The sequence below is a fragment of the Streptomyces sp. L-9-10 genome (assembly GCF_004151105.1).
In the GTDB taxonomy this organism is placed as follows: Bacteria; Actinomycetota; Actinomycetes; order Streptomycetales; family Streptomycetaceae; genus Streptomyces.
Genome location: NZ_PHRF01000162.1, coordinates 173,152 through 188,470, shown reverse-complemented (window position 1 = coordinate 188,470; position 15,319 = coordinate 173,152). Strand labels below are relative to the sequence as shown.

Sequence of the window (15,319 nt, the reverse complement as noted above, 5' to 3'; positions counted from 1 at the left end):
TAAGGGGCCCGGTGGGACGTACGGTCGTCGGGTGGATCTCTCGGTCGCGGTGTACGACCTCGCAGGCGGGGGCGAGTGGGCGTCCGGCGAGGACCGGACGTATGTCACCGCGAGCATCGTCAAGGTCGCGGTCCTGGCGGCGCTGCTGCTGCGGGCGCGGGACTCGGGGCGGTGGCTGACGGCCGGTGAGGAGCGCCTCGCGGGGGCCATGATCGAGCGCAGCGACAACGAGGCGGCGACGGCGCTGCGGGCGGCGGCCGGGGGCGTGGCGGGACTGGACGCGGCGCATGCCCGGCTCGGGATGACCCGGACGTCGGCGGCGCCCGCCTGGGGGCTCACCCGCACCACCGCGCGCGACCAGCTGACGCTGCTGAGGGCGGTGTTCGCCGGCGCGGATCCGGCAACGCCCCTCGTTACCGGGTCAGCGGCGCCCGCCGTTCTCGACGAGAGGTCGCGTCGCTATCTGGCGGGGCTGATGGGGCGAGTGGTGCCCGGACAGGACTGGGGCGTCTCCGCGGCGACGGCGGACGGCGACTGGGCGCTGAAGAACGGCTGGCTGCCGCGAAGCGACAGCGGTCTGTGGGTCGTCCACTCGGTCGGGCGGGTACGGAACTGTCTGGTCGCCGTCCTGTCCGACGGGCACACGGCGAAGGACACGGGGATCGCGCGGGTCGAGGAGGCGGCCGTCAGCGCCGTACGCCGGTTCGCCTGAGGCCGCCGCGCCACAGCAGCACCGCGCAGGCCAGCAGCAGGGCCCCGGCCCCGCCCACCGCGGGCGCGAGCCAGGCGGCGGGTTCCGAGTCCGCGCGCGGGGCGTCGGGGCCGCTGCCGAAGTACCGCTTGTCGTACCCGTCGGCGCCCGCGGCCTCGCTCTTCAGATCCGTACGGGACAGTTTCGCCCCGGCCTTGATCGCGGCGGCAGGATCGACGAGCCCGTGCCCACGGGCGTCGTCATGGCCGTCCTTCGGCGCGTCGCGGGCGGTGTCCGCGAGGAGCTTCTTGATCTGCGCCGGGGTGAGATCGGGGTGGGCGGAGCGTACGAGCGCGACGGCGCCGGAGACGAACGCGGCGGCGGCGCTGGTGCCCCACCCCTCGTAGTAGCGCCGGTCGGGATCGGCGATGACCACATTGACGCCCGGCGCGCTGACGGTGGCGTACCAGCGGCGGGTGGAGAACGCGGCGCGCGTCCCGTACTCGTCCACGGCCGTCACCGCGATCACCCCGGGATAGGCCGCGGGGTACGAGACATGGTCGCCCTTCTCGCCGCCGTTGCCCGCCGAGGCGACCACGACGGCGCCCTTGGCCAGCGCGTACTGGACGGCCGCGTCCTCCCCGGGTTCCGGATGGGCGGACTCGCTGTCGTCGCCGAGGGAGAGGTTGATGACGTCGGCGCCCTGGTCGGCGGCCCAGCGGATGCCCTCGGCGAGGGCGCCGCCCTTGGAGGAACGGGCCTTGGAGCGGGCGGGGTCGGTGCCTTCGAGGATGACGCGGACCGGGAGGATCTTCGCCTCGGGCGCGATCCCCAGGACTCCGTCCGCGCGATTGGCGCCATGGCCGTGTCCGGCGATGATGCCGGCCATGGCGGTGCCGTGACGGGCCCAGGCACGGTCACCGCTGCGAGCCCCGAAACCGATCAGGTCCCGGCCGGGGAGCACCTGGCCCTCCAGGTCGGGATGGGTGGCGTCGACGCCGGTGTCCAGGACGGCGACGGTGATGCCCCGGCCCTGCGCGGTGCGCCACGCCTCCTCGGTGTGCATGGCGTCGAGGGCCCACTGCTGCGCCCGGATCGCGTCGGCGTGCGCCGGAGAGGCGGGGACGAGCAGCAGGACGGACGCGGCGGCGAAGATGGCGGCGAGACGGTGGCGGCGAGACGGACGGCCGGAAGGCGCCGGACGGCCGGAAGGTCGCGAGGTCGTCGAGGAGTCGGTCGCGGTCATTGAGGAGCCGCCGTTCGGGCGCCCACGGTCTTGCGCAGCCCTCGTTCTATCCGGTCCGCGATGCCCTTGGCCTCGTGACCGAGACCGGACTGCGCGGGCGCGGTCGTGGCGCCCTTGGCCATGGCCTTGCCGACGGGCTGGGGAGTGGGGACCGGCCGTCCGTCGGCGAAGCCGGAGACGGCGAACACGACGACAGGCGCGTCGGTGAGCACATTCACCGTCCAGCTCGCGCGCTGAGCGTCACCGAAGCCGCCCGCGACGGTGCCCTTGACGGGGAACGTACGGGGCATCAGATCGGTGCGTTCGGCGAGGCGCTCGTCACGGAACCGGATGCGCAGGGTGTCCATCGCGAGGGCGTCGGCCTGGGTGAAGACCAGACCGACGGTGGTGACGTTGCTCGACGTGGCGTCGGCGTAGGTGGCGCGCAGCACGCGCGCGCAGCCGACCGGGCGCAGCGTGCCGAGCAGCAGCGGGTCGAGGGTGCCGGTACAGCCGCTGTCGGGTGCGACGCCGATCCTGGTCCACTCACGGTCCGCGCCGCCGGGTCCCGCGCCGTCCCCCACGAGGGTGCGGGGGAAGAGGGTGTCGACGGGCACGTTGTGCCAGAGGCCGCGCGCGGTGGCGAAGGTGTCCCGGGCGGCGGGCTCGGCGGCCGAGTCCCCGGTCAGCCAGCTCCCGGTGGCGGCGCCGCCGATCAGTCCGAGCCCGAGCACGACGCAGGCCAGGGCGGCGGCGACCCTGAAGGGGTGCTGCCGGGAGGGAACGGGGCGCAGCCTGGTGGTGGTCTCGTGCGGCGTCTCGGGACGCTGCCCGCCCCAGGGGTACGGCGGCGGGGCCGGGAAACCGGGCGGGCGCAGCGGCGGCCCGGCGGATACGGGCGGCGTCGGCGGCGGCGCGGAAGGCGGGGGCGGCATGCGCGGCACCGCCGGCGGTACGCGCGGCATCGCTCCGGCGGGGGCCGGGGGCACCGGCCGGAGGCGGGTGGTGGTCTCCACGGGCGTGGGGGGTGCGGCGGCGGGCGGGGCCGGAGCCGGGGCTGTTGGCGGGGGCGGCGCCGGGGGGCGGGCCGGCACCACGCCCGGGGCCGGACCGGCAACCGCGGCCGGGGACTTGGCCGCGGGCGGAGCGGGAGGTCCGGACGGCGGTGGTGGTATCCGTACCGGCTCGGGCGGGGGCAGCAGCGCGTCGGAGATCCGTGATCTCGGCGGACGCGGGGCGTCGGCCGACGCGTCCTCCCCGGTCCCGGCCGTCCCGGACTCCGGCGCGGTCGGTGGTGTCGCCGGGCGGGGTGGTACGGGAGCGCGTCGCGCTTCGGTACTCATCCGTCCCCCTGTGCCACCTGTGCAGACCGGTCCCACCGCGTCGATCGCCGTACGGGACAGGCCCGTTCGACGCGGCGTGTGCGTCACTCTACGGGGTGGAGCGGGCCCGGCGGGAACGACCGCGAAGGCCCGTGGTGATCTGCCCAGATCATCCCCCTACCGTGCGGTAATCCCGTCTGGCAAGCTCGGTGCATGACTCCGCGCGCCACTGACCGGGCACGGTACGACCGCGCCACCGCTCACCTCGACGCCCCGCTCGCCCTCGTCGATCTCGAAGCGTTCGACGCCAACGCGGACGACCTCGTCCGGCGGGCGGCGGGCAAGCCGATCCGGGTGGCGAGCAAGTCGGTGCGCTGCAGGGCGCTGCTGGAACGTGTGCTGGGGCGCGACGGCTTCGCGGGGATCATGTCGTTCACGCTGGCCGAGTCGCTGTGGCTGGCGCGGGCCGGGTTCGAGGACGTACTCCTCGCCTATCCGTCGGCGGACCGCGCCGCCTACGCGGAGCTGGCCGCCGATCCCAAGCTCGCCGCCGCCGTCACCGTGATGATCGACGACCCGGCGCAGCTGGACCTCATCGACGCGGCGCGGGACGGCGGACGTGAGGAATTCCGGATCTGTCTTGAACTGGACACGGCCTTGCGGCTGTTCGGCGGGCGGGTCAGGATTGGTGCACTGCGCTCCCCGCTGCGCGAGCCGGCCCAGCTGGCCGAGCTCGCCAGATCGATAGCCCGACGCCCCGGATTCCGGCTGGTCGGGCTCATGGCATACGAAGGGCATGTGGCCGGGGTAGGGGACGCCCTGGCAGGACGGCCGCTGCGGTCGCGCGCGATCCGGCTGATGCAGTCCGCGGCCCGCAGAGAGCTGGCGGAGCGACGCGCGGCGGTGGTGCGCGCGGTGCGGGCCGTCGCGCCGGAGCTGGAGTTCGTCAACGGCGGCGGCACGGGCAGCGTCCAGCACACGGCGGCCGAGGAGGCGGTGACGGAGATCGCCGCGGGCTCGGGGCTCTACGTACCACGGCTCTTTGACAACTACACATCGTTCACGGGCCGTCCGGCGGCGCTCTTCGCCCAGCCCGTGGTGCGCAGGCCGGGGGTCGGAGTGGTGACCGTGCTCGGCGGCGGCTATCCGGCGTCGGGGGCGCCGGGCGCCGACCGGCTGCCCGTGCCGTATCTGCCCGAAGGGCTGCGCTACGACGGGCAGGAGGGGGCCGGCGAGGTGCAGACCCCGCTGCTGGGGCCGGCCGCCGACGACCTGCTGCTCGGCGACAAGGTGTGGTTCCGGCATGCCAAGGCGGGTGAAATGTGCGAGCGCTTCGACACGTTGCAGCTGGTGGAGGGCGACCGGGTGATGGCGGCCGTGCCGACCTACCGGGGTGAGGGCCGCACGTTCCTCTGAGGCTCGCTCCTCATGAACGTGCCCCCGGTGCCCGCTCTCCCCACCACGAGGACGGTCCCCGCGTCGAGCGGTCGGGGGTACCCGGTCCAGGAAGTCCCCTCCCACCGGCGTTCGATGGTGGGGACACCCGGACCGGGATACCAGCCCGAGGTGGCCGCATGGCCGGACCGGGTCTAGACGGGCGTGACGTACGCCCCCGAGATGCCTCCGTCGACGAGGAAGTCCGTGGCGTTCACGAACGAGGAGTCGTCACTGGCGAGGAAGGCGACCGCCGCAGCGATCTCGTCGGCCTCGGCGAACCGGCCTACCGGAATGTGCACGAGCCGGCGTGCGGCGCGCTCCGGGTCCTTGGCAAACAGTTCCTGTAGCAGCGGGGTGTTGACGGGCCCCGGGCACAGGGCGTTCACCCGGATCCCCTCGCGGGCGAACTGCACGCCCAGCTCACGGGACATCGCGAGCACCCCGCCCTTGGACGCGGTGTACGAGATCTGGGAGGTCGCCGCGCCCATGCGCGCCACGAACGAGGCGGTGTTGATGATCGAGCCCCGGCCCTGCCGCCGCATATAGGGGATGGCCGCCTTGCAGCACAGATATACGGAGGTGAGGTTGACCTCCTGGACCTTCCGCCAGGCGTCCAGGCCGGTGGTGAGGATCGAGTCGTCCTCGGGGGGCGAGATGCCCGCGTTGTTGAAGGCGATGTCGACGCTGCCGTAGGTCTCGTGGGCGATCCTGAACAGGGCGTCGACCTCGTCGGCGTCGGTCACGTCGACGCGTACGAAGGTGCCGTCGACCTGTTCGGCCGCGGCCTTGCCCGCGGTCTCGTCGATGTCGCCGCAGACGATGTACGCGCCCTCGGCGGCGAGCCGGCGGGCGGTGGCCAGGCCGATGCCGCTGCCGGCACCGGTGATCACGGCGGTGCGGCCGACAAGCCGGCGGCAGATGACGTCGTTGGTAGGGGCGGTCATGATGGCTCAGGCCTCCGTGCTGATGAAGACGTTCTTGGTTTCGGTGAAGGCGGCCAGGGCGTCGGGGCCCAGTTCGCGGCCGAGTCCGGACTGTTTGTAACCGCCGAACGGTGTCCCGTACCGGACGGCGCTGTGCGAATTGACGGAGAGGTTGCCGGCGGCGACGGCGCGCGAGACCCGCAGGGCGCGGCCCACGTCGCGGGTCCAGATCGACCCCGCGAGCCCGTAGTCGGTGTCGTTGGCGAGCCGGATGGCGTCCTCCTCGTCCTCGAAGGGCAGGACGACCGCGACCGGGCCGAAGACCTCCTCCGTGGCGACCGGGGAGTCGGCGTCGGAATCGGTGAGGACGGTCGGCGGGAACCAGAACCCGGGCCCTTCGGGCGCGGTGCCGCGGATGCCCTTCGCGCCGTCGGGGACGTACGACCGTACGCGCTCCAGCTGGACCGCCGAGATCAGCGGGCCCATCTGGGTCTTCTCGTCGGACGGGTCGCCGACGACGACCGACTCGATGGCCGGGGCGAGCAGTTCCAGGAACCGGTCGTGGACCTCGCGCTGGACGAGGATGCGGGTACGGGCGCAGCAGTCCTGCCCGGAGTTGTCCAGGAAGGCCATCGGGGCGGTCGCGGCGGCCAGGTCCAGATCGGAGTCGGCGAAGACGATGTTGGGGCTCTTGCCGCCGAGTTCGAGGGTCACACGCTTCAGCAGCGTGCTGCCCTTCGCCATGATCTGCTTGCCGACGCGGGTGGATCCGGTGAAGACGATCTTGGCGACGCCCGGATGTTCGACCAGCGCGTTGCCCGCGATATCGCCCGCACCGGGCAGGACCTGGAAGAGATGCTCGGGAAGGCCTGCTTCCAGGGCGAGTTCGGCCAGCCGGAGCGCGGTGAGCGGGGTGGTCTCGGCGGGCTTGAGCAGCACCGCGTTGCCCGCCGCGAGCGCGGGGGCGGTGCCCCAGGCGGCGATCGGCATGGGGAAGTTCCACGGGGCGATCACGCCGACGACGCCGAGCGGTTCCAGGAGGGTGACGTCGAGTCCGCCGGCGACCGGGATCTGCCGGCCGGTCAGCCGCTCCACTCCCCCGGCGCTGTAGTCCAGGAGATCGCGGACGTTCCCGGCCTCCCAGCGGGCGTTGCCGAGGGTGTGGCCCGCCTCGCGGACCTCCAGCCGGGCCAGTTCCTCGTTGTGTTCGTCGACGACGACGGCGAAGCGGCGCAGCAGCCGCGCTCGGTCGGCGGGGGCGGTCGCCGCCCAGCCGCGTTGGGCCGCCGCGGCCCGGCGTACCGCCGTGTCGACCTCCGCGGCGGTCGTCGCGGCGACCGTGGCGATGGTCTCGCCGGTGGCGGGGTTGAGGATCTGATGTCCGGCGGCGTGGTGTTCGTGCACGTCGTTCCTCACAGGCGTTCGAAGGAGCGGCGAAGCTCCCAGTCGGTCACCGCGGCGTCGAAGGCCTCGACCTCGACGCGCGCCATATTGCGGTAGTGCGCCACGACCTCGTCGCCGAAGGCGGCGCGCGCGATGGGGCTGTTCTCCCAGAGCTCGGCGGCTTCGCGCAGGGTGGTCGGGACCTGTTCGTAGGCGGACGCGTAGGCGTTCCCCGCGCAGGGTTCGGGGAGCTCCAGCTCGTTCTCGATGCCGTACAGACCGGCGGCGACCAGGCCCGCGACGGCGAGATGCGGATTGACGTCGCCGCCGGGGAGTCGGTTCTCGAAGCGCAGGGACCGGCCGTGGCCGACCACCCGCAGCGAACAGGTGCGGTTGTCATAGCCCCAGGCGACGGCGGTGGGGGCGAAGGATCCCGGCTGGAAGCGCTTGTACGCGTTGATCGTGGGCGCGTACAGCAGGGAGAAGTCCCGGAGCGCGGCGAGCTGGCCCGCCAGGAAGTGGCGCATCACGGGCGACATCCCGCCGGGTCCGTCCCCGGCCATGACATTGGTGCCGTGCTCGTCCTGGAGCGAGAGATGGATATGGCAGGAGTTGCCCTCGCGCTCGTTGTACTTGGCCATGAAGGTGAGCGAGACACCCTCCTGGGAGGCGATCTCCTTGGCGCCGTTCTTGTAGATGGCGTGCTGGTCGCAGGTGACGAGGGCTTCGTCGTACTTGAAGGTGATCTCGTGCTGGCCGGGGTTGCACTCGCCCTTGGCGGACTCGACGGTCAGTCCGGCCGCGGCCATCTCCTTGCGGATCCGGCGCAGCAGCGGTTCGACACGTCCGGTGCCGAGGACGGAGTAGTCGACGTTGTACTGGTTGACGGGAGTCAGCCCGCGGTAGTGGCTGTCCCAGGCCTGCTCGTAGGTGTCCTTGAAGACGATGAACTCCAGCTCCGTGCCGGCGTACGCGGTGAAGCCGTGTCCGGCGAGGCGCTCCAGCTGGCGGCGGAGGATCTGGCGGGGTGCGGCGACGACGGGTGTGCCGTCGTTCCAGACGAGGTCGGCGATGACCATGGCCGTGCCCTCGTTCCAGGGAACGCGGCGCAGGGTGGCGAGGTCGGGGCGCATCGCGAAGTCGCCGTAGCCGCGGTCCCAGGAGGACATCGCGTATCCGTCGACGGTGTTCATCTCGGTGTCGACGGCGAGGAGGTAGTTGCAGCCCTCGGTACCGTGCTCCAGGACGTCGTCAAGGAAGAACTGCGCGGCGAACCGCTTTCCCTGGAGTCGGCCCTGCATATCGGGGAAGGCCAGGACGACCGTGTCGATCTCGCCGCTCTCCACGAGGACGCGCAGCTCCTCGGCGCGGAGCGGGGGTGTGCGGTCTGCCACGGGATTACTCCTCCTTCGGTCAGCCGGAAGCCATAAGGTATTCCTGAAGACCTTTGGTTGGGAAGGGGAAACGGCCACGTGGCGAAGACGAACGAGCCGATGGACCCGCCGCCGGACGCGGACCCGCTGACGCCGGTGCTGCGGCCCGTGCGGGCGGGAAACGGTTTCGAGGAGGCACTGGAGCAGATCCTCCAGGTGGTACGGCTCGGGCTGGTGGCGGGCGGTGAGCGGCTGCCCGCCGAGCGGGAGCTGGCGGAGCGGCTGGGGATCAGCCGGGTCGCGCTGCGCGACGTTCTGAAGGTCCTCCAGGACCAGGGGCTGCTGGAGAGCCGGCGCGGCAGATACGGCGGCACATTCGTACGACAGCGGCCCGACGCACCGGTCAGCGGGGTCGAGGAGGAACTGCGGCGCCGGGTGTCGGGCGTGGACATCGAGGACGTACTGCGCTTCCGTGAGGTCCTCGAGGCCGGCGCGGCGGGGCTGTGCGCGGCGCACGGACTCACCGGTGAGCAGCCGCGGCGGCTGCGCTCCGCGCTGGCGGCGACACGGGACGCGCCGCTGGCCGAGTACCGCAGGCTGGACACGATGCTGCATCTCACGCTCGCCGAGCTGTCCGGCTCCGCGACCCTGACCGCGCAGTACGCGGCCGTGCGGGCGACCGTGAACGATCTGCTGGACTGCATCCCGCTGCTGGTGCGGAATCTGGAGCACTCGCAGCGGCAGCACACGGCACTGGTCGAGGCGGTGCTCGACGGCGACGCGGACGCGGCGCGCGAGATCGCGCGCGAGCACTGCGGCGGCACGGCGGCGCTGCTGCGCGGCTTCCTGACCTGAACCGGCGGCCGGAGCCCGGAGCGCGCCGAACGGCTCGCCAGGGGCTTTCCCGATCCGTAACAGCCGTTTTACGCATGGGGCTTGCGCCGCGTCGCTCGTGGAGCAATGGTATGGCCCCACACCATTACTCCGAGGCAGGAGCGGATCATGTCCGAAGGCACGGACTCGCGCGTCCCACCGGCCGACGCGGCCGACGGCGCCGCCGAGCGGGGCACACCCCAGGGGGACGCCGAGTATCTGCGACGGCGCACGCTGCGCCGGGGCAGCGCGGGCTGGCTGCTGCTCACCGGCCTCGGGGTCGCCTATGTCGTCTCCGGGGACTTCTCGGGGTGGAACATCGGACTCTCCGAGGGGGGCTTCGGCGGTCTCGCGATCGCCACGCTTCTGATGGGGGTGATGTACGCCTGTCTGGTCTTCTCGCTCGCCGAACTGTCCGCCATCCTGCCCACCGCGGGCGGCGGTTATGGCTTCGCCCGGCGCGCGCTCGGCACCTGGGGCGGCTTCCTGACCGGTACGGCCATCCTCATCGAGTACATCCTCGCGCCGGCCGCCATCTCCATCTTCATCGGCGAATATGTCGAGTCCCTCAATCTCTTCGGCCTGACGGCCGGCTGGCCGGTCTATCTCGCCTGCTTCGTGATCTTCATCGGAATCCATCTCTGGGGCGTGGGCGAGGCGCTGCGCTTCAGCCTGGTGGTGACGGCGATCGCGGTGGCCGCGCTGCTGATCTTCGCGGTCGGGGCTTTCGCCGAGTTCGACGCCAGTGGCCTCAACGACATCCCCGTCGACCAGGACGCGTTCGGCTCCGGCTCCTGGCTGCCGTACGGAGTCCTGGGCATCTGGGCGGCCTTCCCCTTCGGCATGTGGTTCTTCCTGGGGGTGGAGGGCGTGCCGCTGGCCGCAGAGGAGGCCAAGGACCCGGTCCGGTCGATGCCGAAGGCGCTGTCGATCGCCATGGGCGTGCTCGTACTGCTCGCGCTGATCACCTTCTTCGCGGCGACGGGTGCTCGCGGTTCGGCCGCCGTCCAGGACGCGGGCAATCCGCTGGTGGTGGCGCTCCAGGGGGACGGGGATCCGACCGCGCTGAGCCGGTTCGTCAACTACGCGGGTCTCGCGGGTCTCGTCGCCTCCTTCTTCTCCCTCATCTACGCCGGGTCGCGGCAGCTGTTCGCGCTCTCCCGCGCGGGTTATCTGCCCCGATTCCTGTCCCTCACGAGCGGTCGCAAAGCCCCCTATCTGGGTCTCCTGATCCCGGGCGCGATCGGTTTCGCCCTCGCGGCGGGCACCGGCGACGGCGGCCGGATGCTCAATGTCGCGGTGTTCGGCGCGACGATCTCGTACGCGCTGATGGCGCTGTCCCATCTCGTGCTGCGCCGCCGTGAGCCGGAGCTGCCCCGCCCGTATCGCACGCCCGGCGGCATGCTCACCTCCGGTGTCGCCTTCGTCCTCGCGCTGTCGGCGCTGGTCGCGACATTCCTGGTGGACAAGGACGCGGCGTTCATCGCGCTGGGCGTCTATGTCGTCGCCCTCGCCTACTTCACCTTCTACAGTCGGCACCGGCTGGTCGCGGCGGCCCCGGAAGAGGAGTTCGCGGCGCTGGCCGCGGCCGAGGCCGAGCTCGAACGAGACTGACGCGAGCGCGTACGTGTCCGAAAAGGCACGAACGATGAACGACGAACGACGAATGGCGAACGACGGAGGCCGGATCAATGAAGCCGCTCATCGGCGTCAGCACCTATCTGGAGGAGTCCGCCGCGTGGGGGGTCTGGAACCTGCCCGCCGCGCTGCTGCCGGCCGGCTATCCCCGGCTCGTCCAGCGCGCGGGCGGGCTGGCCGCGATGCTGCCGCCGGACGCCCCGTCGGCCGCGGCCCGGATGGTGGCGCGGCTCGACGGGGTGGTGATCGCGGGCGGTCCTGATGTGGAGCCCGTACGGTACGGAGCCGAGCCGGATCCCCGTACCGGACCGCCCGCCCGGGAGCGGGACGCCTGGGAACTGGCCCTGATCGAGGCGGCGCTGGCCTCCGGCACTCCCCTGCTGGGCATCTGCCGGGGGATGCAGCTGCTCAATGTGGCACTCGGCGGGACGCTCCGTCAGCATGTGGACGGCCATACCTCACCGGTGGCCGGCGCCTTCGGCGAGCATCCGGTGACGCCGGTGGCGGGCACCCGCTACGGGGCCCTGGTGCCGGAGGAGTTCGCCGTACCGACCCACCATCACCAGACGGTGGACCAGCTCGGGAAGGGGCTGACCGTCTCGGCGGTCGCGGCGGACGGCACGGTCGAGGCGGTCGAACTGCCGGGACCGCGCTGGGTCCTGGGCGTTCAGTGGCACCCCGAGATGGCCGAGGACACCCGCGTCATGACCGCCCTGGTCGAAGCGGCGGGTGACCAGGACGGGGGCTCCAGGTCCTGACGGCGGCGGGAGGAGGACCGGCCGTTCAGTCCCGGGCTCCGCGTGTCAGGGACAGCAGGTCGCGGGCCGGGCCCGCGGGGCGGTTGCCGACCGGCCAGACCGCGCGCAGATCGCGGCGGAGCCGGATGCCCTCGACCGGCACCCTGACGAGCCGGCGGGCCGCCAGTTCCTCGCCGACCGCGAGTTCGCTCAGCACGCAGGGACCGGCCCCGCTGACCGCGGCGGCCTTCAGCGCGGTCGTGGAGGCGAGTTCGAGCAGTGGTTCGGCGAGACCGCCGTACGCGCTGAGTCCGGCGTCCAGCACCTGACGGGTGCCCGAGCCGGGTTCGCGCAGGATCAGCGGGGTCGCGGCCAGTTCCGCCGGGTCGAGCGGGGTACGGCGGCGGGCCCAGGGATGGCCGGGGGCCGCGACCACCAGCAGCCGGTCATGGCCGATGACGGCGGAGTCGAGCCCCTCCGGCGCGGCCACGCCCTCGACGAAACCGAGGTCCGCCTCGTGGCTGAGCAGCCGTTCGGCGACCGCGGCGGAGTTGCCCGCGTGCAGCGAGACGGCGGTGTCCGGCCGGGCCCGGCGGAGCGCTATCAGCCAGCCGGGCAGCAGATACTCGGCGATCGTCATGGAGGCGGCGACACGCAGCCGTGAGTCCCGGCGGTCGCGCAGCGCCTGCGCTCCCGCGTCGAATGCCTCGGCGGCCTCCACCACGCGCCTCGCCCAGTCGGTGACGAGAGTGCCGGCGTCGGTGAGCCGGGAACCGCGCGGTGAACGGTCCACCAGCGAGACCCCGAGCAGCCGTTCCATGGCCCGGATCCGGCTGCTGGCGGCGGGCTGGGAGATCCCGAGCTCGCGGGCGGCCCGGCCCAGACTGCCGAGCCTGGCGACGGCGAGCAGCAGCTCCAGCGCACCGAGGTCGGGCACCCGGCGCGCGAGCTGGACGGCGGGCGAAACCGCGGAGGGCGGTCCGGCGGAGGGAGCGGCGAGCGGTACATCGGCCATAAACCCAGGTTATGACCTCATAGGGACAACGGGGCTGGTGGGGGCCGTACACGACCCCGAGGCTGGAAGCCATGACCACCCTCGCGCACCCCGCCGCCGCCCCCGCCTCGCGCGTCACCGCGCGCGTACGGCCGCCGGCGCTCCGGCAGTTCGGGCCCAACTGGTACGCGACGGTGATGGGCACGGCGATCGTGGCGAGCGCGGGTGCCGGACTGCCGCTGGAGATACCGGGGCTGCGGGCCGCCAGTGTCGTGGTGTGGGCGCTGTCGGCGGTACTGCTCGCCGTCGTCCTCGTCGCCCGCGCCGGACACTGGCTGCACCACCGTGACCGGGCGCGCGCCGATCTGCTCGATCCCGCCGTGGCGCCGTTCTACGGCTGCGCGGCCATGGCGCTGCTGGCCGTCGGCGGCGCGACGTTGCTGGCGGGGCGCGATGTACTGGGCGAGCGGGCCGCGGTCGCCGTGGACGCGGTGCTGTTCGGGGCGGGGACGCTGCTCGGTCTCGTCGTCGCCGTGGCGATCCCGTATCTGATGGTCGTACGCCACCGCGTCGGGCTCGCGGACGCATCGCCCGTCTGGCTGCTGCCGGTGGTGCCCCCCATGGTCTCGGCGGCGGTCGGCCCGCTGCTGGTGCCGCATCTGGCGCCGGGCCAGGGGCGCGAGGCGCTGCTGCTCGGCTGCTACGCCCTGTTCGGGATGAGTCTGCTCGCGACGCTGATGATCCTGCCGCTGGTCTTCGGCCGGCTGGTGGCGCGGGGCCCGCTCCCGCTCGCGCTGACCCCGCTGCTCTTTCTGGTGCTCGGCCCGCTGGGACAGTCGACCACCGCGGCCGGCCAGCTGGCCGATATGGCGCCCGGGGCGATCGGCGCTCCGTACGCGGGGGCGCTGGGCGCGTTCGCCGTGGTGTACGGCGTGCCGGTGATGGGGTTCGCCCTGCTGTGGCTGGCGCTGTCCGCGGCGCTGGTGATACGGGCCGTACGGCGCGGGATGCGGCTCACGATGACGTGGTGGGCGTTCACCTTCCCGCTCGGTACGTGTGTGACGGGCGCGGCGGGGCTGGGCCGGCACACCGGACTGACGGCCCTGGAGTGGCTGGCGGTCGGGCTGTTCGCGCTGCTGGTGGCGGCCTGGTCCGCGGCCGGGTGGTACACGCTGCGCGGAGTGTTCAGCGGAGCGCTGCCCGCAGCGCCGCCGGCGCCTCGGCCAGTGACGGTCCGTACCAGGTGAGGTACCGTCCGTCGACAAGCGCGGCGGGCAGTCCGGGGAAGGCTTCGGGCCCGTCGTCGGCGGTGAAGCGGTACGGCTCGTCGGGCAGCACGACCAGGTCGGCTCCGGCGGCCCGCAGTTCGTCGAGCGGGATGCGCGGATAGCGCTCGGGGTGGCTTCCGTACACATTGACCACGTCCAGCCGGGCCAGCAGGTCCCCGGCGAAGGTGTCGCGTCCGAGCACCATCCAGGGGCGACGCCAGACCGGTACGACGGCCCGGCGCTGCCCAAGCTGCCCTTGCCGCCCGTGTTGCCCGTGTTGCCCGTGTGACGCGGGCGGGGGCGCTTCCCAGGCGGTCCTGGCGTCGGCCAGCCAGCGCGGCGTCCGCACTCCGCATCCCGTCACGAGCACCCGTTCCAGCTCGGTGAAGGCCTGGTCCAGCGTCCTGACCTCGGTGACCAGCACGTCGAGCCCGGCGCCCCGCAGCGCGGCGAGATCCGGGGCGCGGTTCTCCTCCTCGTTGGCGACGACCAGACCGGGCCGGAGCGCGATGATCGCCGCCACATCGGGGTTCTTCGTGCCGCCGACACGGACGACGTCGAGGCCGGCCGGACGCACGCACCAGTCGGTGGCGCCCACCAGCAGTCCGGGCGCGCTGACGGCGATCGCTTCGGTGAGCGAGGGAACGAGCGAGACGACGCGCGGACCGCGCTCGCGCCCGGCGGACACGGCGTACCCCTCAGCGCGGCGGGTCGATGGTCGCGTCGATGTGTTCGGCGACGGCGACGACCAGGATGCGGGTGCCGGGTTCGGTGGCGCGCCAGCGGTGCCGTACGCCACCGGAGAGATACAGCGTGTCACCACGTTCCAGCCGGTACGCCCTGCCCTCGGCCTCGACCTCCGCGGCGCCGTCGGCGATGTACATCACCTCGTCGTTGCGGTGCTGGTACTCCCGTCCGGTGTCCTGCTCGCCGGTGAATTCCTTGGCGTTCAGCTGATGGCCACCGCGCACCACGCGGCGGACCCCGGGACCAGGGGCGGGGGCGGCTCGTACGACATCGACGGTCCGGGCCGAGTCCGCGGCGGCGTGCAGCTGGGCGGGGGTCGTCTCCAGGGCGTCCGCCACCCGCTCAAGTGAGCGGATGCTCGGCCTGGCGCGCTCATTCTCGATCTGGCTGAGGAACGGCACGGACAGTCCGCTTCGGCCGGCGACCGCCGCCAGCGTCAGGCCCAGGGACCTGCGCCTCCTGCGGACGGCCGCGCCCACCCTGAGCGCTTCCTTGTCGTCCATGACTGGCTCCCTCCCGCCCGGATCGTCATCCTCTCAGAGTTGACGCCCGGACAAGAGCTGTCCTGCCTCACCCGGTGCCGGACCCGGCGAATCCGCCGTCCGTGCGTACACGCGAGCGAAAAGGGACGTGTTGCCCCTGGATCAATCATGCGCGCGAGCGGGCCGAACCGGAACGTGGAGGAGGGATGGGCTTCGCACCAGGCGC

14 protein-coding genes are annotated in these 15,319 nt (G+C 72.7%); 6 read left to right on the top strand and 8 right to left on the bottom strand.

Features of this window, described 5'->3' with window-relative positions:
* The first annotated feature begins 31 nt into the window (after positions 1-31).
* Entirely contained in the window at positions 32-712 is a 681-nt protein-coding gene (locus CU044_RS34290; RefSeq protein ID WP_129772648.1) for a serine hydrolase, read from the top strand.
* Here CU044_RS34290 and mycP read toward each other — a convergent pair.
* Together mycP and CU044_RS34280 are read right to left on the bottom strand one after the other, a co-directional pair.
* Positions 687-1,937: a type VII secretion-associated serine protease mycosin gene (mycP, locus tag CU044_RS34285; protein ID WP_129772647.1), complete on the bottom strand. Its 1,251-nt coding sequence runs from the start codon at positions 1,935-1,937 to the stop codon at positions 687-689. The two genes, CU044_RS34290 and mycP, sit on opposite strands and share 26 nt — an antisense overlap.
* Positions 1,934-2,851 carry a hypothetical protein gene (locus tag CU044_RS34280; protein ID WP_240046004.1) on the bottom strand — a complete coding sequence of 306 codons (918 nt, stop codon included), beginning with the start codon at positions 2,849-2,851 and terminating at the stop codon, positions 1,934-1,936. The genes mycP and CU044_RS34280 overlap by 4 nt, the downstream gene beginning before the upstream one ends.
* Positions 2,852-3,451: 600 nt before the next feature.
* Here CU044_RS34280 and CU044_RS34275 point away from each other — a divergent pair.
* Positions 3,452-4,654, top strand: a complete 1,203-nt coding sequence (locus CU044_RS34275; protein WP_129772646.1) for an amino acid deaminase/aldolase — start codon at positions 3,452-3,454, stop codon at positions 4,652-4,654.
* A 173-nt stretch (positions 4,655-4,827) separates the two neighbouring features.
* On the opposite strand, the gene CU044_RS34265 is transcribed toward CU044_RS34275, so the two are convergent.
* The 3 genes from CU044_RS34265 to CU044_RS34255 are packed head-to-tail and all read right to left on the bottom strand — an operon-like array spanning position 4,828 to position 8,375.
* Positions 4,828-5,619: a 3-oxoacyl-ACP reductase gene (locus CU044_RS34265; protein WP_129772645.1), complete on the bottom strand. Its 792-nt coding sequence runs from the start codon at positions 5,617-5,619 to the stop codon at positions 4,828-4,830.
* Positions 5,620-5,625: 6 nt separating this feature from the next.
* On the bottom strand, positions 5,626-7,002 hold the full coding sequence (locus CU044_RS34260; RefSeq protein WP_129772644.1) for an aldehyde dehydrogenase family protein: 1,377 nt from the start codon (positions 7,000-7,002) through the stop codon (positions 5,626-5,628).
* 8 nt (positions 7,003-7,010) lie between these two features.
* Positions 7,011-8,375 (bottom strand): glutamine synthetase family protein, encoded by a 1,365-nt coding sequence (locus CU044_RS34255; RefSeq protein WP_129772643.1) that lies wholly within the window; start codon positions 8,373-8,375, stop codon positions 7,011-7,013.
* Between the two features lie 99 nt (positions 8,376-8,474).
* Here CU044_RS34255 and CU044_RS34250 point away from each other — a divergent pair, with 99 nt between their 5' ends.
* From CU044_RS34250 to CU044_RS34240, 3 genes are all read left to right on the top strand, one after another.
* Entirely contained in the window at positions 8,475-9,209 is a 735-nt protein-coding gene (locus tag CU044_RS34250; RefSeq protein ID WP_129772840.1) for an FCD domain-containing protein, read from the top strand.
* 147 nt (positions 9,210-9,356) lie between these two features.
* A complete protein-coding gene (gene eat, locus CU044_RS34245) occupies positions 9,357-10,841 on the top strand; it encodes an ethanolamine permease (protein ID WP_129772642.1) in 1,485 nt (494 codons plus the stop codon).
* Positions 10,842-10,918: 77 nt separating this feature from the next.
* Positions 10,919-11,623: a gamma-glutamyl-gamma-aminobutyrate hydrolase family protein gene (locus CU044_RS34240; protein WP_129772641.1), complete on the top strand. Its 705-nt coding sequence runs from the start codon at positions 10,919-10,921 to the stop codon at positions 11,621-11,623.
* 25 nt (positions 11,624-11,648) lie between these two features.
* Here the strand turns inward: CU044_RS34240 and CU044_RS34235 are convergent, their stop codons facing one another.
* Positions 11,649-12,617: a LysR family transcriptional regulator gene (locus CU044_RS34235; protein WP_129772640.1), complete on the bottom strand. Its 969-nt coding sequence runs from the start codon at positions 12,615-12,617 to the stop codon at positions 11,649-11,651.
* A gap of 71 nt (positions 12,618-12,688) precedes the next feature.
* Here CU044_RS34235 and CU044_RS34230 point away from each other — a divergent pair, with 71 nt between their 5' ends.
* Complete coding sequence (locus CU044_RS34230; protein WP_129772639.1) at positions 12,689-13,843, top strand: TDT family transporter; 1,155 nt, start codon at positions 12,689-12,691, stop codon at positions 13,841-13,843.
* Here the strand turns inward: CU044_RS34230 and CU044_RS34225 are convergent.
* Both CU044_RS34225 and CU044_RS34220 read right to left on the bottom strand, forming a co-directional pair.
* Positions 13,782-14,552: a helical backbone metal receptor gene (locus tag CU044_RS34225; protein WP_129772638.1), complete on the bottom strand. Its 771-nt coding sequence runs from the start codon at positions 14,550-14,552 to the stop codon at positions 13,782-13,784. The two genes, CU044_RS34230 and CU044_RS34225, sit on opposite strands and share 62 nt — an antisense overlap.
* Positions 14,553-14,562: 10 nt before the next feature.
* Positions 14,563-15,114, bottom strand: a complete 552-nt coding sequence (locus CU044_RS34220) for a helix-turn-helix domain-containing protein (RefSeq protein WP_129772637.1) — start codon at positions 15,112-15,114, stop codon at positions 14,563-14,565.
* Positions 15,115-15,319 lie beyond the last annotated feature (205 nt).